This is a genomic window from Pandoraea iniqua, assembly GCF_902459685.1.
GTDB classification, from domain to species: Bacteria; Pseudomonadota; Gammaproteobacteria; order Burkholderiales; family Burkholderiaceae; genus Pandoraea; species Pandoraea iniqua.
This window is the reverse complement of record NZ_CABPSF010000001.1, coordinates 345,977-370,869: the sequence shown is the minus strand read 5'-3', so window position 1 is coordinate 370,869 and position 24,893 is coordinate 345,977. Positions and strand designations below refer to the sequence as shown.

General features: G+C 63.9%; 20 protein-coding genes. 10 read left to right on the top strand and 10 right to left on the bottom strand.

Translation table 11 applies throughout. The features are described 5' to 3' along the window. Positions 1-6: 6 nt before the first annotated feature. The 7 genes from PIN31009_RS01510 to gatC all read right to left on the bottom strand — a co-directional run bounded on the left by PIN31009_RS01510 (position 7) and on the right by gatC (position 9,863). Positions 7-3,171 carry an efflux RND transporter permease subunit gene (locus tag PIN31009_RS01510; RefSeq protein WP_150789086.1) on the bottom strand — a complete coding sequence of 1,055 codons (3,165 nt, stop codon included), beginning with the start codon at positions 3,169-3,171 and terminating at the stop codon, positions 7-9. Further along, positions 3,168-4,526 carry an efflux RND transporter periplasmic adaptor subunit gene (locus PIN31009_RS01505; RefSeq protein WP_150789085.1) on the bottom strand — a complete coding sequence of 453 codons (1,359 nt, stop codon included), beginning with the start codon at positions 4,524-4,526 and terminating at the stop codon, positions 3,168-3,170. The genes PIN31009_RS01510 and PIN31009_RS01505 overlap by 4 nt, the downstream gene beginning before the upstream one ends. A gap of 204 nt (positions 4,527-4,730) precedes the next feature. After that, complete coding sequence (locus PIN31009_RS01500) at positions 4,731-5,537, bottom strand: polyphosphate kinase 2 family protein (RefSeq protein WP_058376798.1); 807 nt, start codon at positions 5,535-5,537, stop codon at positions 4,731-4,733. A gap of 254 nt (positions 5,538-5,791) precedes the next feature. Next, positions 5,792-7,264, bottom strand: coding sequence for an Asp-tRNA(Asn)/Glu-tRNA(Gln) amidotransferase subunit GatB (gene gatB, locus PIN31009_RS01495; RefSeq protein WP_150789084.1), 1,473 nt, complete (start codon positions 7,262-7,264; stop codon positions 5,792-5,794). Between the two features lie 118 nt (positions 7,265-7,382). After that, positions 7,383-7,916 (bottom strand): hypothetical protein, encoded by a 534-nt coding sequence (locus PIN31009_RS01490; protein ID WP_246185470.1) that lies wholly within the window; start codon positions 7,914-7,916, stop codon positions 7,383-7,385. A 2-nt stretch (positions 7,917-7,918) separates the two neighbouring features. Next, entirely contained in the window at positions 7,919-9,409 is a 1,491-nt protein-coding gene (gatA, locus tag PIN31009_RS01485) for an Asp-tRNA(Asn)/Glu-tRNA(Gln) amidotransferase subunit GatA (RefSeq protein ID WP_150682730.1), read from the bottom strand. A gap of 154 nt (positions 9,410-9,563) precedes the next feature. Then, positions 9,564-9,863, bottom strand: coding sequence for an Asp-tRNA(Asn)/Glu-tRNA(Gln) amidotransferase subunit GatC (gatC, locus tag PIN31009_RS01480; protein ID WP_058376796.1), 300 nt, complete (start codon positions 9,861-9,863; stop codon positions 9,564-9,566). A gap of 549 nt (positions 9,864-10,412) precedes the next feature. Here gatC and PIN31009_RS01475 point away from each other — a divergent pair. From PIN31009_RS01475 to PIN31009_RS01430, 10 genes are all read left to right on the top strand, one after another. Then, entirely contained in the window at positions 10,413-11,456 is a 1,044-nt protein-coding gene (locus tag PIN31009_RS01475) for a rod shape-determining protein (RefSeq protein ID WP_010805637.1), read from the top strand. Positions 11,457-11,640: 184 nt separating this feature from the next. Then, positions 11,641-12,609, top strand: a complete 969-nt coding sequence (gene mreC, locus PIN31009_RS01470) for a rod shape-determining protein MreC (protein WP_150789083.1) — start codon at positions 11,641-11,643, stop codon at positions 12,607-12,609. 9 nt (positions 12,610-12,618) lie between these two features. Next, positions 12,619-13,131 (top strand): rod shape-determining protein MreD, encoded by a 513-nt coding sequence (mreD, locus tag PIN31009_RS01465; RefSeq protein ID WP_150682728.1) that lies wholly within the window; start codon positions 12,619-12,621, stop codon positions 13,129-13,131. 52 nt (positions 13,132-13,183) lie between these two features. After that, a complete protein-coding gene (gene mrdA, locus PIN31009_RS01460) occupies positions 13,184-15,469 on the top strand; it encodes a penicillin-binding protein 2 (RefSeq protein WP_150789082.1) in 2,286 nt (761 codons plus the stop codon). Beyond that, positions 15,469-16,617 carry a rod shape-determining protein RodA gene (gene rodA, locus PIN31009_RS01455; RefSeq protein WP_150683401.1) on the top strand — a complete coding sequence of 383 codons (1,149 nt, stop codon included), beginning with the start codon at positions 15,469-15,471 and terminating at the stop codon, positions 16,615-16,617. The genes mrdA and rodA overlap by 1 nt, the downstream gene beginning before the upstream one ends. Before the next feature lie 274 nt (positions 16,618-16,891). After that, the gene (locus PIN31009_RS01450; RefSeq protein WP_150789081.1) at positions 16,892-17,842 is read left to right on the top strand and encodes a hypothetical protein; all 951 of its coding nucleotides are present in this window, start codon (positions 16,892-16,894) and stop codon (positions 17,840-17,842) included. Between the two features lie 150 nt (positions 17,843-17,992). Beyond that, positions 17,993-19,312 (top strand): protein-tyrosine phosphatase family protein, encoded by a 1,320-nt coding sequence (locus PIN31009_RS01445; protein WP_150789080.1) that lies wholly within the window; start codon positions 17,993-17,995, stop codon positions 19,310-19,312. Between the two features lie 129 nt (positions 19,313-19,441). Continuing rightward, positions 19,442-20,320, top strand: a complete 879-nt coding sequence (locus PIN31009_RS01440) for a hypothetical protein (RefSeq protein WP_150789079.1) — start codon at positions 19,442-19,444, stop codon at positions 20,318-20,320. Then, positions 20,295-20,678 (top strand): CesT family type III secretion system chaperone, encoded by a 384-nt coding sequence (locus tag PIN31009_RS01435; RefSeq protein ID WP_150789078.1) that lies wholly within the window; start codon positions 20,295-20,297, stop codon positions 20,676-20,678. The genes PIN31009_RS01440 and PIN31009_RS01435 overlap by 26 nt, the downstream gene beginning before the upstream one ends. A 30-nt stretch (positions 20,679-20,708) precedes the next feature. Continuing rightward, positions 20,709-21,329: a hypothetical protein gene (locus tag PIN31009_RS01430; protein WP_150789077.1), complete on the top strand. Its 621-nt coding sequence runs from the start codon at positions 20,709-20,711 to the stop codon at positions 21,327-21,329. Between the two features lie 66 nt (positions 21,330-21,395). Here the strand turns inward: PIN31009_RS01430 and PIN31009_RS01425 are convergent, their stop codons facing one another. The 3 genes from PIN31009_RS01425 to PIN31009_RS01415 are packed head-to-tail and all read right to left on the bottom strand — an operon-like array spanning position 21,396 to position 24,672. Continuing rightward, positions 21,396-23,840: a hypothetical protein gene (locus PIN31009_RS01425; RefSeq protein WP_150789076.1), complete on the bottom strand. Its 2,445-nt coding sequence runs from the start codon at positions 23,838-23,840 to the stop codon at positions 21,396-21,398. Positions 23,841-23,854: 14 nt separating this feature from the next. Continuing rightward, positions 23,855-24,196, bottom strand: a complete 342-nt coding sequence (locus tag PIN31009_RS01420) for a hypothetical protein (protein ID WP_150789075.1) — start codon at positions 24,194-24,196, stop codon at positions 23,855-23,857. Positions 24,197-24,204: 8 nt separating this feature from the next. Continuing rightward, positions 24,205-24,672 carry a hypothetical protein gene (locus tag PIN31009_RS01415; protein WP_150789074.1) on the bottom strand — a complete coding sequence of 156 codons (468 nt, stop codon included), beginning with the start codon at positions 24,670-24,672 and terminating at the stop codon, positions 24,205-24,207. Positions 24,673-24,893 lie beyond the last annotated feature (221 nt).

Genomic DNA, 24,893 nt, shown 5'->3' with positions numbered 1-24,893 from the left:
ATAACGTCAGTGCGCGCCCGCCGCATGACGTTCGGTATGCTCGGCACGTGCCACACCATGTCCGGCATCGGCATCGCTGCCATCGTCACCGCCATCGTTCGCAGCACGATCCCCCGGCAGCACCAGCGGACCTTTACCGGCGAACCGGTCGAGGTAGAGATAAATCACCGGCGTGATGTACAGCGTAATCACCTGCGAGAACAGCAACCCGCCGACCACTGCCAGCCCCAACGGCTGACGCAATTCCGCGCCTGCCCCGAGACCCAACGCAATCGGCAACGCGCCCATCAGCGCCGCCAGCGTAGTCATCATGATCGGCCGGAAGCGCAGTGCGCACGCCTGCCGGATCGCCTGATCGGGCGTCATGCCGCCGTTGCGCTGCGCGTCGAGGGCGAAGTCGATCATCATGATGGCGTTCTTCTTCACGATGCCGATCAGCATCAAGATACCGATCACCGCAATCAACGACAGATCCATGCCGAACAGCCGCAACGTCAGCAACGCGCCGACGGCTGCCGACGGCAAGCCCGCCAGAATCGTGAGCGGATGGATATAGCTCTCGTAGAGCACGCCAAGCAGCACGTAGATCACGAGCAACGCGCCCACCAGCAACACCACCTGACTCGACTGCGACGCCTGAAACGCTGCCGCATCGCCGCCCCAGCTCGTGATGATGCTCGGCGGGAAACCGAGTTGACGCTGGAAGCCGACGATCTTCTTCGACGCATCGCCCAGCGCCGCCCCCGGCGCGAGATTGAACGACAGCGTGACCGCCTGCAACTGACCTTGGTGATTGACCGACACCGGCCCCATCTTGCGTTCTACCGTCGCCACTGCCGACAGCGGCACCAGCGCACCGCCCTTGCCTCGCACGTAGATCTTGTCGAAGGCGCCTTCGTCGCGACGGTCGTTATCCGCCGCTTGCAGAATCACCTGATAGCTGTCGCTCGGCGTATAGATCGTCGACACCTGCCGCTCGCCGAACGCGCTATACAACGCGCTGCGAATGTCGCCAATCGCCACGCCCAGCGTGTTGGCCTTGTCGCGGTCGATGGTGAGCTGCGCTTGCAGGCCCTTCATCTGCGCGTCGGTCGTCACGTCGCGGAAGATCGGGTCGGCGCGCATCAGATTCATCAGCTTGTCCGACCACACCTGCATCTCGCCCGGCTTCACGCTCTGCATCACGTACTGATAGCGGCTCTTGCTCTGCTTTCCGCCCAGTTGCAGGTTCTGCACCGGGTTGAAATACACGTTCAGGCCCGGCACCTGCTTGACGTCGCGGCGAAGCGTCTCGAGCACCTCGCTCATGTGCGGGCGCTCGCCATGCGGCTTCAGGTTGATGAACATGCGCCCCTGATTGCTGTCGCTGGCCGACACGATGGCCGTATCCACGGCAGGATTCGCGCGAATGATGTCGCCCGCCTGACGCAGCAGCGTCGACATCGCCGTGAACGAGATATCCTGCGCGCCTTCGGCCGTCACCTGAATCTGACCGATGTCTTCGCTCGGGAAGAAGCCCTTCGGAATCGTCGCGAACAGCACCCCGGTCGCGACAAACGTCGCCCCCGCCGCGCCCATCACCCACTTGCGATTCGCCAGACACCAATCCACGCTGCGCACGTAGCGGTCCTGCACCCACACGAAACCGTCTTCGAACCACTGCGTGGCGCGCAGCCCCAAGCCTTCGCTCTGCTCATGTTTCAGATAGCGGCTGCACAGCATCGGAATCAGCGTGAGCGAGACGGCGGCGGACACCAGAATTGCCAGCGACACCACCACCGCGAACTCATGGAACATCAACCCGATCACCCCCGGCATGAAGAAGATCGGGATGAACACGGCCACCAGCGAAATCGAGATCGACAGAATCGTGAAGCCCATCTCGCGCGAACCGACGAGTGCGGCGCGCAGCGGCGGCACGCCGTTCTCGATGTGGCGCACGATGTTCTCGAGCATCACGATGGCGTCGTCCACCACCAGCCCCACCGCGAGCGTGATGCCCAGCAGCGAGATGTTGTCGATGGAGTAGCCCATGCCCTTCATGAGCGCGACGGTGCCGATCAGCGACACCGGCAGCGACATCACCGGGATCATCGTCGCGGCCAGCCGGCGCAGGAACAGGAAGATCACGAGCGTGACCAGAATCACCGTGAGGCCCAGCGTGAACTGCACGTCGTCGATCGATTCACGAATCGACACCGAGCGGTCGTTGAACAACTTGACCTGAATCGACTGCGGCATCTGCTCGGCCAGACGCGGCAGCGCCGCCTTCACCTGATCGACCGTCGCCACCGTGTTCGCATTGGGCTGACGCAGCACGGCCAGCACGATCGAGCGCTCGCCATTGACCCAACTGCCGGTCTTGACCGATTCGACGCTGTCTTGCACTTCGGCCACGTCGCGCAGATAGACCGGGCTGCCGTTCACGCTCGCGATGATCAGGTTCGCGAACTGGTCGGCCTTGGTCATCTGGCGGTTGGCTTCGATGGTCAGCGTCTGGCGGCTGCCGTCGAGCGTGCCCACGGGGCTGTTGGCGTTGGCCGAGGCCAGTGCGCGGGCCACGTCGTCGAGCGTGAGCTTGCGGGCGGCGAGCGCATCGGGGCGCGCCTTCACACGCACCGCGAAACGCTTCTGCCCGAAGATCAGCACCTGCGCGACGCCGGGCAGCGTGGAGAGCGTTGGCGAGACGAGGTTTTCGGCGTAGTCGTCGAGTTCGGCCAGCGACATCGACGGCGAATTCATCGCGAGGAAGAGAATCGGCGCGTCGGCCGGGTTCACCTTGCGATACGACGGCGGTGTGGTCATCTCTACCGGCAGCTTGCGCTGCGCACGGAAGAGCGCGGCCTGCACGTCGACGGCGGCGGCGTCGATATCACGATCGCTATCGAACTCGATGATGATCGAGGTGGTGCCTTGGGTATTGGTCGAACTGATGACCGCGACGCCCGCAATCGTCGAGAACTGCTTCTCCATGGGCGCCGCAACGGATGCCGCCATGGTCTCCGGACTCGCCCCGGGCAGCGTCGCGGTGACCTGAATCACCGGCGAGTTGTAGCTCGGCAAGGCCGAGATCGGAATCTGTCCGTAAGCGATCAACCCGGCGACGACCGCTGCCACACACAGCAGAATCGTCATCACCGGCCGACGGATACATAGTTCGGAGAGGTTCATGGCGTGCTCTTCCGCGTGGTGACGTCAGCAGCGTCAGCGGTACGCACTTCGGTGGACGTGGCAGCGGCGGCCTTCGTTGCGTCCTTCGTCTGCGGTGTCGCGTCGCCCCCTTCGCGCGAGGCGACCACGGTCACCTTGTTACCGGGCCGCAGATTCTCCGCGCCCTCCTGCACCACGCGCGCGCCTGCGGGCACGCCTTCGACGACGGCGAGCTTCGCTTCCACGTAACCGACCTTCACCGGCTTGGCGCTCACCTTCCCGTCCGCACCGATCACGTAGACGAACTTGCCATCCGGGCCGGTCTGTACCGCTTGCGGCGGCACCACGCTGGCCTGCTTCAGAATGCGGCCGATCACGGCGATGTTCAGATACATCCCCGGCCACAGCTTCGCATCGCGGTTGTCGTACGCCGCCTTCAGGCGAATCGTGCCGGTCTGCGAGTCCACCGCGTTGTCGATGAAGCTGAGTTGACCGGTTGCGGTCATCCCCGTCGTGCCCAGCGTGGCAGTCACCGCCACCGGGCCACCGGCGCGTGCCGCCTGTAATTCAGCCAGCGCGCCTTCCGGCAGCGTGAAGCTGATGTCGATCGGATCGAGTTGGGTAATGGTCACGAGCGCCGCGCCACCCGGCGTCACGAGACTGCCCGGGTGCACGTTGATGGCCCCGGTGCGGCCGTCGATACCGGCGCGAATCTGGTTGTAGTCGACTGCGACCTGACTGGCCGAGATCGCCGCACGGTCGGCCGCGACCTGCGCGGTGAGGCTATCCACGCCGCTCTGCGCCGTATCGAGCGCGCTTTGCGAGACGAAGTGCTCGGCGATCAGTTGCTTCGTGCGCGCCAGCGTGCGGCGTGCGTTGGCCAGATCGGCTTCGTCCTTGGTGAGTTGTGCCTGCACCTTCTTGAGGTTGGCCTCGTCCATGCGCGCGTCGAGCGAGAACAGCAATTGCCCGGCTTTGACGAAGTCGCCTTCCTTGATATGCACCTGACGGATGATGCTGGAAATCTGCGGGCGCACTTCGATGGTCTGCCGCGCGGTGACCGTCCCGTTCGCCACCAATCGCACGGGCACGTCACGTACGTCGACCGTCGCTGCCGTCACCGAGGGCGCCAGCGCCGCCTTGACCGGCTTTTCGGCGCCGCGCGAGCGCAGCCACGCCCCGGCGCCTGCCACCACCACGACCGCCAGTACGGCGGCCACCCAACGGCGGGGGCGCTTGTTAGCCGATTTGTTACCCGATTTGCCACCCGAAGCCGCTTCACCCGCCGTCGCCGCGCCATGGCCGGCCTGCGGTTGATGGGCGGCAGCCTTGTCCCCCGCCACCGGCAATGGCCGGCGGGCGTTCTCGTCACTCATCTTCTTCCCCGTTTCCCCATGCGGCGCGATCCGTTCGACCTGTTCGATCTATTCAACAGGTCCGATACGCCCATTCAGCACGACAGGCCCCCGCCCGTCCGGCTGCGCCGGTTTCTTCTATTAAAACGGCCGTGGTCTCCCACGGCCGCTCACGTCACCTCAATACTGCTTTGCTTCGACATTCGACCCGGACCCTGCAAGGTTTCATTCCACCTTCATGCCCGTCAATTCGGGTCTTGCCGGTGGATAGGACAACTTCAGGTCAGTCAGCGCTTGCACCAGCAACTCTGCCACCATCAGATTACGGTGACGTTTCGAGTCGGAAGGCACGATATACCACGGCGCATTTTCCGTCGAGGTCGCCGATAAAGCCGCTTCGTATGCCTTGGTGTATTGCGGCCAGAAGCTGCGTTCCTTGAGGTCGCCCAGCTCGAATTTCCAATGCTTGTTCGGGTCGTCGATACGCTCCTGCAAGCGCTTGCGCTGCTCTTCGTTCGAGATATGCAGGAAGCACTTGATGATGGTCGTGTTGTTATCGACCAGCAGTTGCTCGAAGTTGTTGATGTGCGTGTAGCGGCGCTTGCACTCGTCGGCATCGATCCAGTCGTGCACGCGCGTGATCAGCACGTCTTCGTAGTGGCTGCGGTTGAAGATGGCGAGCTCGCCCGCGGCGGGCACCACCATGTGCACGCGCCACAGAAAGTCGCGCGCCAGCTCGATGGGCGTGGGCGACTTGAAGTTGGCCACGCGAATGCCCAGCGGGTCCACGTTCTGGAACACAGCGCGAATGGTGCCGTCCTTGCCGCTGGTGTCCATGCCTTGCAGCACGAGCAATACCCGGTGCTTGCTGTTGGCGTGCAGGATGGTCTGCAACTCGTCGAGCTTCGCGGCCAGCTCCGCCAACCGCTCCTTGTCGTCGTCTTTGCTATCGCCCGAGAACGGCTTGTCGGCCGGATCGTAGTCCGACAGGTCGAGCTTCTTGCCAAACGGTACGCGGTATTTCTCGAACATCGCCAACTCCTTCGTGACAAGCGCACGCCCTTGGGGCGCCAGAGTGGCAGTATCGCGCAATTTGCGGAGGGGAGAAAAAAAGCCCGATATAAGCGAATCACGCGGGCAGATAAGGCGGGGGGCCGGGGAAGCGAAGCGTGAGCGCGGAGCGGGGGGAGCCAGTAAGGGGGCTAGAAGCAGACCGTAAACGCAAAAGCGCGGCACCATAACGGCTGCCGCGCTTTTGCATGAGGCGCTGAACCTTAGGCGCTCATTCAGGCGCCCAGCTTCTTCTTGAGCAACTCGTTGACTTGCGCCGGGTTGGCCTTGCCCTTGGTGGCCTTCATCGCCTGACCGACCAGCGCGTTGAACGCCTTTTCCTTACCGGCCCGGAATTCCTCGACCGACTTGGCGTTGGCCGCCAGCACTTCGTCGATGATCTTCTCGATCGCGCCGGTGTCGGTGATCTGCTTCAAGCCCTTCGCTTCGATGAGGCGATCGGCAGCGCCATCGTCGGTGGCGCGCTCTTCCCACATCAGTTGGAAGACTTCCTTGGCGATCTTGTTCGAGATCGTGTTGTCGGCGATTCGGGCCAGCAGACCGGCCAACTGCGCGGCCGAGACCGGGCTGGCATCAATACCGATGTCTTCGCGGTTGAGCAGCGACGAGAGCTCGCCCATGATCCAGTTCGCGGCCGGCTTGGCGCTGGCCGCACCGGCCTTGGCCACCACGGCTTCGAAGTAACCCGCCTGCGCCTTCGACTGCGTGAGCACAGCGGCGTCGTAATCCGACAGGCCGTATTGCTCGACAAAGCGCACTTGCATGCCGGCCGGCAGTTCAGGCAGCCCGGCGCGCACGCGCTCGATCCATTCGGCATCGATCACGAGCGGCATCAGGTCCGGGTCCGGGAAGTAGCGATAGTCGTGCGCGTCTTCCTTGCTGCGCATCGAGCGCGTTTCTTTCTTGTCCGGGTCATACAGACGCGTTTCCTGCACGACCTTGCCACCGTCTTCGATCAGCTCGATCTGACGGCGCACTTCGTACTGAATCGCCTCTTCGAGGAACCGGAACGAATTCAGGTTCTTGATTTCGGCGCGCGTACCGAATTCCTTCTGACCGACCGGACGCACCGACACGTTGGCGTCACAGCGGAACGAGCCTTCCTGCATGTTGCCGTCGCAAATACCCAGCCACACCACCAGACCGTGCAGAGCCTTGGCATACGCCACGGCTTCGGCCGCGCTGCGCATTTCCGGCTCGGTCACGATTTCCAGCAACGGCGTCCCGGCACGGTTCAGGTCGATGCCCGTCATGCCCGCGAAGTCTTCGTGCAGCGATTTGCCGGCGTCTTCCTCCAGATGCGCGCGCGTGAGCGTCACGACCTTCTCGTAAGCTTCACGACCCGTGCGGGCATCGGCTTCGACCTGAATCTTCAGCGAGCCGCCCTGCACCACCGGAATCTCGTACTGGCTGATCTGGTAGCCCTTCGGCAGATCGGGGTAGAAGTAATTCTTGCGCGCGAAGATGCTGCGCGGCGCGATGGTCGACCCGATGGCGAGACCGAACTCGATCGCACGCTCGACGGCGCCGCGATTGAGCACGGGCAGCACACCCGGCAGCGCCAGGTCCACCGGACACGCCTGCGTGTTGGGGGCCGCGCCGAATTGCGTCGATGCGCCCGAGAAAATCTTGGAAGCGGTGGAGAGCTGTGCGTGCGTCTCCAGACCAATAACGACTTCCCATTGCATAAGGTTCACCCTGTCTTAGCTTGTCGGCACGGCGCGCTCGCCCTGCCGTTGCTGCGGGTTCGTCACCGGTATCGCGTTGTGCGATGTCCCCGGCAAACGTCCCCGCCTGTTCGTCAAATTACCGGCGCGTGCCCGCCGCGCAAATGCCCGAGCGCGGATCGAAGCTCACGGGCCACGCGTTCTCATAGACGCCCGGCGTGCAATACGCCTCGCAGTTCGCGTGACCGATCGTCACGTTGCCCGGGTCTTGCCAGATCAGCAGCTTGCAACTGCCGCTGTTCGCGCGCAACTCGATACTCGGGCGCGATTGCGTCTGATGAAAATCCGCCAGATTGAAGTGGCAACTGCCGCGCTTACCCACCCACAAGCGCCAGTCGAGTGCCTGCACCTGATTGGCCGACACCTTCAACGTCGCCTGCTCGCGAAAACCGTCTTCGTCCGTCTGCGAGCAATAGCCCGACAGATTGATTTCGCGGTACGCAATTGGCGTAGGACGGCTGAACGGCAGACTACACGACGCGAGCGTGAGCACGGTCGCGGCCAATCCGGCCAGTGCCGCCAGACGGCCCACGCGCTGCCTCGTGGCAGCGGGACGCGCACGGTCGCCGGCAGTACCGGCGAGGGGCGAAGTCACAACGCGCTGGCGGGCCATCGTTATACGCCCGCCGGCGCGCGCTTGTGCCAGTCGGTCGCGCGCTGGAACGCGTCGGCCACTTGCAGCAGGCGGGCTTCGTCGAAGTAATTACCGATCATTTGCAGACCGACCGGACGCGATTCGCGGCCCTGTCCCACCGGCAGGCTCATGCCCGGCAGACCGGCCAGACTCACCGACAGCGTGTAGATATCGGCCAGATACATCTGCACCGGGTCGGCGCTCTTTTCGCCGAGGTTCCAAGCGACCGACGGCGCGACCGGGCCCATGATCACGTCGCACTGGGCAAACGCGTTCTGGAAGTCCTGCGCGATCAGGCGGCGAATCTTCTGCGCCTGCAGGTAGTACGCGTCGTAGTAGCCATGCGACAGCACATACGCGCCCACCAGAATGCGGCGCTTCACTTCGGTGCCGAAGCCTTCGGCACGCGACTTCTTGTACATGTCGAGCAGATCGCCGTACTCGGCCGCGCGATGGCCGAAACGCACGCCATCGAAGCGCGACAGGTTCGACGAGGCTTCCGCCGGGGCGAGTACGTAATAAACGGGGATCGACAGCTCGGTTTTCGGCAGCGTCACCGGCACGCGCACGGCGCCGAGCTTCTCGAATTCGGCCAGCGCGTTGTCGATGGCTTCGCGCACGTCGGCGTCGAGCCCTTCACCGAAGTACTCGGCCGGCAGACCGATACGCAGACCGGCGAGCGGCTTGTCGGCGGTGGCGCCGTCGAGCGGCTTGCCCAGACCGCGCGCGAAGTCCTCGTCGGCGCGCTCCAGACTGGTGGAATCGCGGGCATCGAAACCGGCCATGCCGTTGAGCATCCACGCGCAGTCTGCGGCGCTATGGCCGAACGGGCCGCCCTGATCGAGCGACGATGCGAAGGCGATCATGCCGTAACGCGACACGCGGCCATACGTCGGCTTGATGCCGGTCACACCGCAGAACGCGGCCGGTTGGCGAATCGAGCCGCCGGTATCCGTGCCCGTAGCCACGGGCGCGAGGCGTGCCGCCACGGCCGCGGCCGAGCCGCCCGACGAGCCGCCGGGCACGGCGCGCTTGTCCCACGGGTTTTTCACCGGACCGAAGTACGAGTTTTCATTCGACGAGCCCATCGCGAACTCGTCCATGTTGGTCTTGCCGAGCGTGACCATACCGGCACCGGACAGACGCTCGACCACGGCGGCATCGTACGGGCTCACATAGTTTTCGAGCATGCGCGAGCCGGCGGTGCTGCGCCAGCCGCGCGTGACGAACACGTCCTTGTGCGCGACGGGAATGCCCAGCAGCGGACGGTTAGCCCCTTCACCGGCGGCAATGCGCGCGTCGGCGGCACGGGCTTGGGCGAGGCTGGCCTCGGCGTCGACCTGCACGAAGGCGTTGAGGTCGGCTGCATCGGCGATGCGCGACAGATAGTGTTGCGTGAGCTCGACGCTCGATACGCGCTTAGCGTCGAGCGCGGCGCGCAGGTCCTGCAAATGAATCAGATCTTGTTCCATGGTGGCGGCAATAGAGCGCATGAGGGAGTGACGGGGCGCGATGGGCGTATTCACGCAGCTAACGCATGTAATGCATGTAGTGCACGTAACGCCGGCGCGCCGTAACGTGTCGCGCAGTGACCGGATAACCCGGTGCAGTTGCGCGCGGCGGTTGTCACTCGATGACCTTCGGCACCAGATACAGGCCGTCCTGAACCGCAGGTGCCGGACGCTGATTGGCGTCGCGATCGACCACTTCGGTCACGGCATCGGTACGCAGTCGCTGGGCAACTGCCTGAATTTGCTCAATCGGATGCGCGAGGGGAGCGACGCCGGTCGTGTCGACCGACTGCATCTGCTCGACGAGCGCGAAGAAGCCGTTGAGCTCCTTTTCCATGTGAGCCGCCTCGTCATCCGCCAGCTCCAGACGTGCGAGATGAGCGATGCGTTTGACGTCGGAGAGATTCAAAGCCATGAAGAAATCCCGAAAAAATGCGCATTGGAGAGCAGCCGGATGCAGGCCTGACGCCGAAATTAGGGACAGGATGCGGAGAATGCGCGCTCGCGTTGGCGATCACGCGCGGTTTTACTCCGCGCACCGGGCTGCGCAGGAGGGCTGGCGCGCCATGCCACGGGGCTTTCGGCGCGAGGGCCGGGGGAGCCGAATGTGGTGTCAACGTGCTCGTTTTTCCTGCAAAACCTGCGAAATTATAAGGTATCATTGCGCATTAAATTTGCGTCGAAGCGTGTTTTTGCACCCTTCGCCGCTGTCGCGCAGGTGGGCCACGGCAAGTCCGGGGGGCGTGACAGATGATCGCGCAGTCCATTGGATGACCCTGACGCGACGAATTTACGAAGGCAGCCCCGCCTCCTGCCGGCACAGCATTCCTCGGTTTGTCCGCACGATTCGCGAGCCGCCGCGTGGCGCCTGGCGTTTTTTTTGCGAACAGTCCGGAACCCAGATGACAGGCAGCCGTCCCAGTCACATCCCTTGGGGCGGTCTCACGCAAACACAGGATTTTGCATGTTCGGTTTTCTTCGCAGCTATTTCTCCAACGACCTGGCCATCGACCTCGGCACGGCAAACACTCTGATCTATATGCGCGGCAAGGGCGTCGTCCTCGACGAACCGTCAGTCGTTGCTATTCGTCAGGAAGGTGGCCCGAGCGGTAAGAAGACGATTCAGGCCGTCGGTAAGGAAGCCAAGCAGATGCTTGGCAAAGTACCGGGCAACATCGAGGCGATCCGCCCGATGAAGGATGGCGTTATCGCCGACTTCACGGTCACCGAACAGATGATCAAGCAGTTCATCAAGATGGCGCACGAATCGCGCCTGTTCTCGCCTTCGCCCCGCATCATCATTTGCGTACCGTGCGGTTCGACCCAGGTCGAGCGCCGCGCTATTAAGGAAGCCGCACACGGTGCCGGCGCCTCGCAGGTCTATCTCATTGAAGAGCCGATGGCTGCCGCCATCGGTGCCGGCCTGCCGGTCTCGGAAGCCACGGGCTCGATGGTCGTCGACATCGGCGGCGGCACGACCGAAGTCGGCGTGATCTCGCTGGGCGGTATCGTCTACAAGGGTTCGGTCCGCGTCGGTGGCGACAAGTTCGACGAAGCCATCGTCAATTACATCCGCCGCAACTACGGCATGCTGATCGGCGAACAGACGGCAGAAGCGATCAAGAAAGAGATCGGTTCGGCTTTCCCGGGTTCGGAAGTCAAGGAAATGGAAGTCAAGGGCCGCAACCTGTCGGAAGGCATTCCGCGCGCCTTCACGATTTCCAGCAACGAAATTCTCGAAGCCCTGACCGATCCGCTGAACCAGATCGTGTCGTCGGTGAAGATCGCCCTCGAACAGACGCCGCCGGAACTGGGCGCCGACATCGCCGAGCGCGGCATGATGCTCACGGGCGGTGGCGCATTGCTGCGTGATCTGGATCGCCTGCTCGCCGAAGAAACCGGTCTGCCGGTGCTCGTCGCCGAAGACCCGCTCACGTGCGTGGTGCGTGGCTCGGGCATGGCGCTCGAGCGTATGGACAAGCTCGGCAGCATCTTCTCCTACGAGTAAGCCAACGTGCGTGGTCCGTCGTCCGGCGCGGTGGGGCAACACCATCCACACCCCGCCAGACCGGACGGGCTACGCTGCACTCATACGCGCACGGGGGGCATTGCCATGCCACCCGGTCGCGCCCGACTGACACCATTCGCGCACCGCAGCGCCTTGCTGCGCGTGCTCCCCTGAAGGGCCCACCATGCAGTACAGTCCGCCGCCACTGTTCAAACAGGGTCCGTCGGCGTTGGCCCGGCTGATCTGTTTTGTCGCGCTCGCCATCGGCCTGCTCGTGGTCGACTCGCACTACAACACGCTCGAGCGAGTGCGCACTGTCGTCGGTACCGCCCTCTATCCCGTCCAGCGCATGATGCTGCTGCCGCGCGATGCCATCCTGAACGTCGCAGGCTTCTTCTCGACGGAAAACCAGCTCACGACCGAGAACGGCACACTGCGCGAGAAAAACCTCGAACTCGCAGTCCAAGCCCAGCGCAACAATCAGCTCGTCGCCGAGAACGAACACCTGCGCCAGTTGCTCACGCTGCGCGAACGCCTGCCGGTACCCAGCATTCCCGCCGAAATCGAGTACGACACGCGTGACCCGTTCACGCAGCGCGTGGTCATCGATCGCGGCACGAAGCATGGCGTGAAGCTTGGCGCGCCGGTCGTTACCGAGCAGGGCCTGCTCGGTCAGGTCTCGCGCGTGTTCCTGCTGCAAAGCGAAGTGACGCTGCTGACCGACAAGGAACAGGCTGTGCCCGTGCAAGTCACCCGCAGCGGCGTGCACAGCGTGATTTACGGCGGCCTGCGCGGCGACGTGCTCGATCTGCGCTTCATCCCGCTGTCTGCGGACGTGAAGGTCGGCGACGAAATCGCCACCAGCGGTCTGGACGGCATCTACCCGGCCGGTCTGCCCGTGGCCCGCATCACCAAGGTCGATCGTGTCTCGGACACCGCCTTCGCACGCATCCTGTGCCAGCCGGTCGCCAACCTTCGCAGCCAGCGCCAGGTGCTGGTCCTGCAATACACCACGCCGCTCGCCCTGCATCCGGACGCCGCCGCCGATCTCGCGCGCGCCTCCGATCCGTCGGCCAGCGGTGAAAAGCCCGGCCAGAAGGGTGCCACGCGTGCCGATCCGAAGCGCACGCCGTCCCTCAAGAAAGGCCACTAAGGAATCGACATGCCACGACCGCAATACATCCTGCTGCCGGTCAATCCGTACTTCATCACGCTCAGTCTCGTGGTGGCGTTTCTGGTCAACCTGATGCCGTGGGGCCATGCCCCCGCCATGCCCGACTTTGTCGCGCTCGTGCTGATGTTCTGGAACATCCACCAGCCGCGCAAAGTCGGCATGGGCGTGGCGTTCCTCGTCGGCCTGCTCATGGACGTGCACAACGCCGGCTTGCTGGGTGAGCATGCGCTCGCTTACACGCTGCTGTCGTACGGCGCTATCATGATCCACCGCCGGGTACTGTTTTTCACGCTGCTCGGTCAGGCGTTGACTGTCTTGCCGTTGCTGTTACTTGCCCACGTGGTGCCGTTCATCATCCGGCTCGCCACGGGTGCTGCGTTTCCGGGATGGTGGCCGCTGGCCGCCAGCTTCGTCGAAGCGCTGCTCTGGCCCGTGATCAGTATCCTGCTGCTGGCGCCTCAGAAGCGCGCCGTCGACCGCGACGACACGCGTCCGATCTGATGGGCCACCACCCGAACGATCGCACCACCATGGCCCGCCCGTACCCGCCAGCATGACCGAGTTCAAGAATCCCCAGCAGCAACTACAGACGTTTCACCTGCGGGTGACGGCGGCCGCGCTCTTCGTGCTGATCTGCTTCAGCCTGCTCGCGGTCCGCTTCGTCTATCTGCAAGTCTTCCGCCACAATCAGTACGCCCTGCAAGCCGACGAAAACCGCGTCTCGCTCGCCCCGATCGTGCCCAACCGCGGCGTGATCATGGACCGCAACGGCGTGGTGCTCGCGCGCAACTATTCGGCTTACACGCTGGAAATCACGCCGTCGAAGATCGGCCGTCCGCTCGAAGATCTGATTACCGATCTGTCCGACGTGATCGACATCACGCCGCGCGACCGCGCCCGCTTCAAGAAGCTTATGGACGACAGCAAGAGCTTCGAGAGCCTGCCGATCCGCACGCGCCTGACCGACGACGAAGTGGCCCGCTTTACCGCGCAACGCTTCCGCTTCCCCGGCGTGGACGTGCACGCGCGTCTGTTCCGGCAATATCCGCTGGGCGAGACTGCCGCGCACGTGATCGGCTACATCGGCCGGATTTCGCTGCGCGATCGCCAGCGCATCGAGGCGATGAGCGACGAGAACGACAGCGACAGCGCGAAGTACGACATCCGCCGCGACGTGAACAACTACAAGGGCACGGACTACGTCGGCAAGATCGGCGTGGAACAGAGCTACGAGACGCAGTTGCACGGCATCACCGGCTTCGAAGAAATCGAAGTGACCGCCGGCGGCCGGCCGGTGCGCACGATCTCGCGCACGCCTGCCACGCCCGGCGACAATCTGGTGCTGTCGATCGACATCAAGCTCCAGCAGGTCGCCGAGCAGGCATTTGCCGGACGGCGCGGTGCCGTGGTCGCGATCGAGCCGAAAACGGGTGACGTGCTCGCCTTCGTCTCTGCGCCGAGCTTCGACCCGAACATGTTCGTCGAAGGCATCGACCAGCAGAACTGGGACGCCCTGAACAACTCGGCCGACCGCCCGCTGCTCAACCGTCCGCTGCGCGGCACATACCCGATCGGTTCCACCTACAAGCCGTTCATGGCGCTCGCAGCGCTGACGCTGGGCAAGCGCACCACGAACTGGGGCTTTCAGGACACGGGTTCGTTCACGCTCGGCAATCACACGTTCCGTAACGACGTGCGCAACGGTCAGGGCTGGATCGACATGTACCGCTCGATCGTGGTGTCGAACGACACGTATTACTACATGCTCGCGCACGACCTCGGCGTGAACGCGATCCACGACTTCATGAAGCCGCTCGGCTTCGGCCAGTTGACCGGCATCGACATCGAAGGCGAGGCGCGCGGCATCCTGCCCTCGACCGAGTGGAAGCGCAAAGCCTACAAAACGGCCGCGCAGCAGAAGTGGTACGACGGCGAGACGATCAGTCTGGGCATCGGTCAGGGCTACAACTCGTTCACGATTCTGCAACTCGCCCACGCCACCGCCACGCTGGCCAACGACGGCGTGGTGATGAAGCCTCACCTCGTGAAAGCGGTCGAAGACCCGGTGTCGCATTCGCGCCAGCTCACCGTGCCGCACGAGAGCGCGCGGCTGCCGTACAAGCAGGCCGACATCGACTTCGTCAAACGCGCGATGGTCGGCGTGATCAAGGAAGGCACGGGCCGTCAGGCGTTTGCGGGCGCCCCGTACGACGCCGGTGGCAAGACCGGGACGGCGCAGGTCTACTCGCTGGGCAAGAACGAGAAGTACAACCACAACGCGATTCCGGAGTTCAAACGCGACCACGCGTTGTTCATCGCCTTCGCACCGGCCGAAAACCCCAAGATCGCCATCGCGCTGATCGTGGAGAACGCCGGTTGGGGTGGCGCGCAGGCCGGTCCGGTGGCACGCCGTCTGCTCGACTACTATCTCGTGGACGAACCGAAGGAGCGCGCTGCCGAAGCGGCCGCGCTGCAAGCCGGGGCGTCGGTAGCGGGCGCCGCGTCCGGCGTTGCGGGCGTGTCGGCTGCACCGGATGCACCGCCCGCCAGCGCCGCCGAACTGGGCCTGCGTGCGGCGGCGGGCTACGGCCCGGCCACCACGACGGTCTCGCGCGTTGCGCCGGGACCGGGTGTCACGGGGGTTGCCTCGGCAGCCGTCGCGGGCGCGGCACGCCCGGCGGATGGCAAAGCCTCAGCGCCGAGTGCTGCAAACACCGCCAAAGCACCCCCCGCACCGCCAGCGCCGCAGCGTCAGCCTGCCGTGAGCCCGACCGTTGCCGATGAAGCCCGCCATCGTGCGGCGATCCGTGCACAAAGCGCGCAAGGAGGAACGCCATGATGGCGCTCGACAAACATACGTGGAAAGAACAGGTCAAGCGCCTGTTCGTCGCCTTCGACAAGCCGCTCGCGCTGATCGTGTTCCTGTTGCTGTGCGTAGGGCTCGTCACGCTCTACAGCGCCAGCATCGACGTGCCCGGGCGCGTCGAAGACCAGATCCGCAACATCGTGCTGACCTTCATCCTGATGTGGGTGCTCGCCATGATGCCCACCCAGACACTGATGAAGTTTGCCGTGCCGCTCTACACGGCCGGGGTGGCACTGCTCATTGCCGTCGCCATGTTCGGTCTGACGAAGAAGGGCGCAAAGCGCTGGCTGAATGTCGGCATGGTGATCCAGCCGTCCGAAATCATGAAGATCGCCATGCCGCTGATGCTCGCGTGGTACTTCCAGAAACGCGAAGGCAACATCCGCTGGTTCGATTATCTGGCCGCGCTCGCGCTGCTCGGCGTGCCGGTGGGCCTGATCGCCAAGCAGCCCGACTTGGGCACCGGCCTGCTGGTGGCCGCCGCCGGGCTGTACGTGATCTATCTGGCCGGGTTGTCGTGGAAGCTGATTCTGCCGGTGCTCATCGCCGCAGTCATCGGCATCGGCACGATCCTCGCGCTCGAAGACAAGATTTGCCAGCCCGACGTCGAATGGCACATCCTGCACGACTACCAGAAGCACCGCGTGTGCACGCTGCTCGACCCCACGTCGGATCCGCTGGGCAAGGGCTTCCACACGATTCAATCGGTGATCGCGATCGGCTCGGGCGGCACGATGGGCAAAGGCTGGCTCAAGGGCACGCAGGCGCATCTGGAATTCATTCCCGAGAAGCACACCGACTTCATCTTCGCCGTGTTTGCCGAAGAGTTCGGGCTGATCGGCGAAGGGGTGCTGATTCTGCTGTATCTGCTGCTGGTCGCGCGCGGGCTGATGATTGCCGCGTCTGGGGCCACGCTGTTCGGCCGCTTGCTCGCGGGGGCCGTGACGATGATCTTCTTCACCTATGCGTTCGTGAACATGGGCATGGTGAGCGGCATTCTGCCCGTGGTGGGCGTGCCGCTGCCGTTCATGAGTTACGGCGGTACGGCGCTCGTGACGCTCGGTCTGGGCGTGGGCATTCTGATGAGTGTCGCGCGCGAGAAGCGATTGATGCAGAGCTGACGGCGCTCAACGTCCCTCGCGCATCACCCCGGCGACACCCTCTCAACGTGTCGCCACAACAACGGCAGAGCCTTCGCTCTGCCGTTTGTTTTTCATCGTCCGCTCACCGCGCCGACGATGAGCGTTATCTGCGAGTCGCTGGTAGGCGCATCGCGTAAAACCAAATCTGATCCTGCACGGCCCGGCACAAAACCCTTGCCAGCGGCATCCGGAACACCGGTGTCTCTCGCGGGACTGCGTGCGCGTGCGTCACATTGGAAGAGGAGATTACGCCATGTCAAATACGCTGCAATCGGTCGCCACCCAGTCTTCGGCGGCGTTGGAATATCTGAGAACGGGAGCCTTCGATACGCAAGACATGCGCATCGGCATTCGCAAGGACGGTTCGCTCGCGCTCTACAAGGGCATGCAGTACTTGCTGCATCCGAAGGAAACGCATCGGGCGTTGAAATTTCTCAAAGAAAACAAATTTAGCGAGAGCGCGAAATCAACGCTCCAACAAGATTCGCTCCGCCTGAGCAAGCCCGCCGCGCAGAACTTGGTCATGACGTTGCGAACGCATCGCACGTCTTACGCGGCACCGCCCCCGCAAGCCCGCAAGTCGTCGTCCGCGCAACGCCCCCGGTCAGCTAGCGCGCCCACGCTCACGACACCGACACCGACACCAAAGACCACCACGCCTAACGCGCGATCCCGTGCCAGCAGCGTTGACACCTCGCCCATGCCGAGCAAGGTGGACTGGAGCCTGTTGCCGGAGATCTTGGCTGAACTCGCGCGTGGTCCCGACAATGCGCCGCCGCTGCCGCCGAAGATGAATCGCGAGGCGTTATGTAGCAGCGTTGAAGCCGCACGGCGAGCCGCTGGCGTGGCCGTGCCGGTCGCGGCACCGCGTCGCTCACCGGGGTCGGTGCCTGTCGCGATCGCAGCAACCGCCGGGCGTCCTACGCCAATGCTGCGCAACGCGTCGCTTCCGAACGTGGCCACAGCGGCGCCGGCACCGCTGGACGTGACCACGGCAGCGTCGAAACCTCCGGTGCCTAAGCCACGCCCTAACATCGCGCGCAGCGCCACCTTCACGGCAGCGAGCCAGAACGCCGTACGTGCAGCACGCGTCGCCCGTGCACTGCAAACGGCTCAGCCCTTCACCTTCATGGAACAGTTGCAGCAACAGTCCGGGGTCGATTCGAATCTGCTCAGGCGCATGCTCACAAACCGCGGCCTCTGATCCGGCGTAGTGTCCCCCCGCCCCGGCTGACCGGCGGTGCCCGCGCGGCCGGGGCCAACCTACGCGATGAGCCAAACATGCAAGCGCCATTCAGGCGCGACGACGACCATGAATCCATGCTCGTTCTGGATTTTGGAGGAAACCCGGCGCATGGCCTCGATCCACACGCAGATCAACGCTGCGACCCTGACCCGTCATGAAGCCGAGCGTCTGCACCGTCTCATATGCCGCCACGCGATCGACCCCGCCCGCACCACGATTGGGGTGAATCATGACGGCTATCTGATGTTGCTCATCGGCTGGACTGCCTACCGGCATCCCCGGCAATGGCGACGCGCACACGAGATGCTCGTCGCGGCGCAGTTGCCATGCCCGCCGGGCGGTATGACCGTTCGCCCTCGCGGCTTCGCGCGTCTTTTCCCGAACACACGCGCGACGCGGCTCGACCAGCCGCACGTGCTCGTCTGGCTGCTGCGCAACGCCACGGCAGGCCTTAAGGACCGGATGCTTCAGCGCATCGGGCGTCACATCCGTTGGCGGGATCACGACAGCCTGTGCAGTATCGAAATCGCCGGGCGTTGCCTGCCGCACGACGCACTGTCGGAGCTCAAGCTGCGCATGGGGTCGGCGCAAAGCATTACCGGCTTGTACAAACGGCTGACCGCTCGGGGCTCGCCCTATCGCGAACAATTTCATCGCGAATTGTCGACGAGCCGCGACCGCAAGCTCTGGGTCTCGCGTCAGACCGTGCTGCGCGGGCGCAACGGTGCGCTGCTGCCGGCCAGTGTCATACACGTCGCTGGCCGCAGGGTGGCAGTGGCGTGTCAGGCGCCCGGGCCTGCCGACATCGAACGCCATCTGGAACTCCTGATGACGCTGCGCCCGAATGTCGTCGTGCACGTGACGGCCCACGTCGCGCCGGACAGCCCTTCACCCGCGCATTGCCTGTGCGCGCCCCCCCCGGACGATGGCCGCAAGCGTCAGATTCGCATCGACACCCGCCACATCGCCACCAGTGCGGCGGCGACTTGCATGACGGACTTCAGCCTCTACGCGACCACACTGAAGTCGGCATCGCGGGAGGCGACCTTCGCCGTGCTGCACGCGCCGTACCGGCACGCGCCGGAAGTCGCGGCCGACAAACTGTACGTGACCCAGACCCTTCAGTTCATCGAAGACGCTACCCGGCATGTGCCGCCGCCCGCCGCGCCGCACGACAAAACGCAAGGTCCGGCTGCCGGCGGCGCGGTCATCGTGTTCGACGACACCGATGGCATTGCCGGTGTGCTCATCGCCGCCATCGCGCTGTATGCCGGCGCACCGGGCCAGTGTCATCAGGTCAGTGTCGAGGAGGCGATCACCGACATTCGCCTGACGGGATCGCCGCAGTTGATCGGCTCTGCCCATCAGATCGACGTCATCGGTGCATTTGCCGACGACCTGCGGTTGCCGTTGCTCAAAGACCGCTGACTCCGTCACGCGCTCATGTAATTCCGCAATTCCGTCATCCCGACATTGCGGCGGCGCCGCGACCGGCCCGCCGTTCCTTAGCTCGCACGAACCACATCACGCGACGCCCTCGCGTGCGGGAGATCTGCCATGTTGCCCACTGCCATCGAACCCTCGTCCATCGGGCCCGCTGCGACAGCGCTATGCCGCCCCACGGGTGGCAAGCCGGCGCCCTGCAAGCGTCCGCATGAAAATCCGGCACTGTGTCATGCCGGCCGGGTGCTGGCGGTGCGGCGCGAGCCGCCCAGGTCGACGGGGGTCGAGCGCTATCTGCATCGCTGGTTCACGCACCCGCCGTCGGTGCTGGTCACGTTGGCCTCGGATAGCGAACTGCTGGCCCGCAACGCCGGGTGTCCGACGTTGTCGTGTGTCAATCGACGCTTCGGCGACATCGCATACTCGACTTATGTGCTCGCGCAAAACGTCAGTCCGCTGGACGGTATTCACATGCGTACCTGCGTCGTCACGCTCACGCACGACAGCGGCATCGTGACGTTTCCCGCGGTGCAGGCGTGGACACGAGACGCCGCCCCGATCTTGCACGCCGAAGCGCTGGTCCATCTGCATCAGCTCACCGAACAGATCAGAACCGGCACGCCCGCCCGTCATACGCGCCGCAATAGTTTCTTCAACGTCGAAACCGTGCCGCTGGCAACGCAGTGTCCTGCCGTGCAAGCCATTCACCGCACCGCACGGCTGGGCATGTGGCTCACCATGGCGGCGTTGTTCGAGCGTGGCAGTACGCCGCTCGACAACGTGCTCAGAGACATCCGTATCGGTACGCTCCGGTTCGACCCGACCTTCGCCCAGTATCAGGAACTCACACGGCTCGCCAGGATGCGCCATCGTCGCGCGCCGGTCAGCGACCTGTCGCCCTCGCTTCCTGCATCGCGATTCGCCCTGCCTTCGAACGATTCCCCCTCACTGCCAAGGACGCTCCACGATGCAAGATCTGCACCCTTTTCATAACGTTGTCGGCGAGCTGTTGCTGCATATCGGTTTTCCGGCCTTCGCGCCCGAACCCGATCAGGAAGTCGTGAGTCTCGACGTGGAAGACCGGCTGTCCGTGCACTTCGGCGCCATCGACCATGTGTCGTGGTTCATGCTCGCCCAGATCAACGAGCGGCCGTCGACCGAGTCGATGATCGCAGCACTGCAAGCCAATCACCTGCGCGCCGATCGCTATCAACCGGTGATCTCGATTAGTGACGAAGGACAGCTGAATTGCTGGCTGAAGATGCCGCTCGAAGGTCACGACCGCGTGTCGCTCGCCGACGCGTTCGGCGAGCTGATCGATGTCGCTCAGACATTGCCCGGTGCGGGGTAAATGCCCCGCGCTTTCATTGGAGACAACACGATGCCATCCATCCAACCGACTCAACACGCCTGCGTCAGCGACTTCGTGAACCTTCCCAAAAACACAAGAATCGGCATGACCGAGAAGGAGCAATTCGTCTCCTATGGCGGAACGAGCTTTTACTTCCACCCAGAGCAGACCCTCCGTGTCAGCCGCTTCATGAAGCCCACTTCGAAAGTGGAGGCCGACGGGACGTTGCATCGCATCAGTCGATGGCAGCGATTTCTCAATGACGTGCGGGCGGTGTTTCAGGGAGTCAAGGCCAGCAGCTTCATTAAACGCTACTCGCGTGGTCACAGCGCGGTGGTGCCTTCGGAACCGCCCGCTGCGCCCCCAAGTGAAGCCCGAATCAGGTTTGAACAGTCGATCACCGCCGTCTTGGCCGCGGAACGTTTCAGCGAAGCCGGTGCCCGGACGCCGACCCAACCAGCTGCCATCCGACGCAGCACGTCACGTGCACCGGCCCCGCCCGGCAGCCCCGACCTCTCCCCGACCCTTCTGGCAAAGATCCATTTACGCCCGCCGAAAACCCACCAGCCAGTGGCGAGTCCCGTAGAAGCGCGAACCTGGTCCGCCCCGCCACAGCTCACACCGCCCGCCATCCGAAGCGGCACCTTGTAGCCGTCAGCGGCAGACAGCACCGGCGCGGCTTGCACCGCGTCGGCGGCAGCTCAGTCGCGTAGTGGCTCAGCCAGCGAGCGCAAACGGATCACGCAGCGCCGGCCGGAGCGGGTGCGGCTCAAGGCGTGGTATGCGACGCGGCGGCATCGCCACCGCATCGTCTCTGCCCTCGTCGCGCGCGCGCTTACGGTCCGACGCGTGCACCCAGTTACCCCTGACCTCTGCGCCGTAGCCACCTTTGGCATAGGCAATGAACAGCTCGGCCAGCGCGTCGTGTGCTTTCTTGCGACGTGACGGCGTGGGCACGTCGGACATGCGCTGCGCGCACGCGATCAGCCGCTCGAGCCGAGGCGCCGCCGATGGCACTTCACGCACGATGTTTCGCAAGTCAGCGTGCAAGGCACTGTCCGGGGCGCCGTCGGCGATGTTGAAGAACAGCCGGTCGAAGGTTTCACGTTGCCGCTCGGTGAAAGCATCCCACCACGGCCTGCCGCCGTGCGTCGTACCCGCGAGCCGTGTTCTCGCAATGGGCAGCAAGATATCCAGACAACTGCTGCCGAAAACCAGCGATTCGGCCATGACCGATGTCGACGTCGTCGTCAGACTTGCCGAGACCGGCGCGAACGGAATTCTCGACGCCGAGCGATAGCTCGTGGCGCCCCCGGTCGTTGCATACAGCAACGCCGCACCGTTTTCCTTGAGCTTGTAGCGCAGCGTGGTCTGGAGGCCTGCGTCGTACGTGATGTCCCCGCCCTTGATGGCCGCGACGATGTGAGTCACATCCCACGCGCCGCCGAGCGTCACGCCGGCCAGTGTCAGCGCTTCGTCCGCGCCGCCGACAACATTGAGCGCACCGGCGATCTTGATCTCAAGAAAGCTGCCGCAATAGTAAGGGTCCTCGTCGCGCGTCACTTTCTCGTAGGTCACCTGTACCGCGCCGCCGTTCGCCAGCTCCTGACAAAACCCCACGCTCAGATCGAGTGCCGCTTGCCATTTATCCTGCCGGCAATTGATCTCGTGAGTGGCCAGCGCCTTGGGGCGGAGGATTCGCTGAAACTCGTCGATGAGCGCCATGCAGTGCGCTTCCTCCTGCGGCGTCAGCCGCTGCGACAGTTGGAGCAGCACGAACTGCTGGAGCAACGCCCGCGAGTGCATCTCCATCGCCTTGATCGCGTTGTTCTTCACACCGGTCATCAGCTCGGACGTCACGGCCGTGCTCGACTTGTCGACGTGGGCGACCAGCGCCTGCGTCAGCGACTTCAGATCGTGCCGCAGCACCACACCTCTCAGTACACTTCGCGCGGCTTCCGGTCGCGTCCGGGCAAGATCGATAATGTCGAGCCGCGTGCGTTTGGTGGTTCTCAACTTTGTCGCGGCGACGTTCACGTTGGCCGACACGACGAGATCGACCGACGCACCGATGCTTACCGTGCCGGCGATAGTGTTGTGCTGCTCCAGTGGCGCCGGCTCTGGCTTACGGGTAAGAATGTCGATACTCCGCCCGTCAATCTTTCGCATGTGGTGATCGAGAAACGGCCGGCAGATGTCGGCACGTGCCTGATCGCTCGGATACGCGGACGACAGCGAAAACAGATCGCGAATCCTGCCCAGCAGCGCAATCGGCCCTTCGTTGAGCCAAGTCCTGAACTTGTGGCTGGCACTGGCCACATAGTCCGACAACGACGCATAGATGTCCGCCTGCGACGCCGTCACGCCGGCCGAACAGTTGGCCAACAGGAAACGCATGAGTTCGACATCCCCGGCCAGCGACGCGGACCGTTGGGTGCTGTCGACAACCCACTCTGTCGGCGAGACCGAAACCCCGGATTCGTAGGCAAGATCGACCCCTACCCCCGCCCCCGGCACGACCTCACCGCGCACGTTCAACGTGGCCGACCACGACTTGGACGACCCCGGCGTCATCGTTGCCATGCGCTCGTACAGCGCATTGTCGAGCGTCTCCTTGATGACCTCGTGCGCGCTGGCGCGAAACTGCCACTTCATGGCCCGGCTGACGTAGAGCGCACTGGTAAAGACATCGTCTTTGACCGGCGGCCGGCCTCCGAGCTTTTCGAGCTTTTCGAGCGCATGCTGCATCGAGCGAAAGAATCGATACGTCTCGATCATGTCCGCCGCGTCTGCCTCGTGTCCCGCATCGCGCGCCATCAAACTCGCGTAGCGCTGCGCGAGTTGCTGCTCCACACGGCCGCTCCCGGCGATTTGCCGTTGTTCGCGAAGATTCATCAGCACTTTTCCCAGTGCCACCGCCACGTTCTGCACATCGCGGGTGGACACCGGCGCACCGACGGCCGAGGGACGGCGTTCTCGCTGGATCAGCACGTCGTTGTCATTGCTGTCGTTGCTGCCCTTGGCGGCGCCCAGCGCGACGGCATCCGTGCCAATCTCCATATCGGATGCGTGGCTTGACGTCTCGACCACGGCATGTGCTTTCCCGACGGTTTTTTCGACCCACGGGGTCAGCGGAATATTCGCTCGGTTCATTTCAATCATCAGGTGATGCTCCTTCAGAGAGATCCGGCAAGGCATCTCTCAACCAACGCCACAATGGCGGCCCTCGTGGGGCTGACATTGCTGGCATGAATCAATTGCATCCGATGCGACCGGAAGTGGGCCGGGCCGCACAGCCACCACGCGCCGCCCACGCCATGCTCCCCGTAGCGAACGCCGGGCAGCGGCGCTTCGGCAGACACCGCCACCATCAACGTCAGCCGGCCGTGTCCATATTCCAGAATCCAGAACGGGTCCATGCCCGCCAGCGAGCGCACCTGAAAGAACGTGCCGACGGCGTCGGGCAATTCCGCCTGAAGCGTCGGCACGAGGAATGCGAAGCCGTCGTCATTCGTCACGTCATTCGTCACGCCATGACCTCGCGCTTGATTTGCGTCGACGCGACGAGGAACTCGCGAATGGCCGCCACGCGCGCGTCGAAGTCCGTCGATGAGGGCACGTAGCCATGCAACACCAGCGTGTTGTCTGTCACGCCGAAGGCCAGGGCCCGGCGGCACAACGCCGGATTCAGCGCCAGCGCCTGTGCCGTGCGGGTATCGCCGAGATCCGCCATGCGGCGCTCGATCCGCGTGCCACCGGTGTGCCGGATAACGCAGACATCGCCGTCGCGGGTTTCGAGAAAAATGACGTCGCGACGCAGCGTGACGTCTGCCTGCCAGCGATGGCGCATGGCGTCGCACAGGCATTGCGCCGTGACGGCATCGGGATCGGGCGTCGACGAAGTCATCGACGCCATCGGGTCGCCTCGCCCCCCCTGCGCTCTGCGCAGTTCGGTGGACGACATCGACCGGGCGGTGGGGGTGGGCACTTCCATGATTTCTGATAGGGGGACGATTTTTTGGAATACGTCTTGCTTGCAGCCATGATCCCGGTCTTGTTGCTTTGCTGAATTCCATCTTTCGCCCACCTGCCTCAGCCCTATGGGTCAGGTCAACGCTTCCGGAGAGGGAAATCACCCATTTATGAAGCGCCGCCAAGGGGAAAACGAGGGTTCTTCGAATAGTCTCCACGAGATGAATCTGACCAGCACCCCGC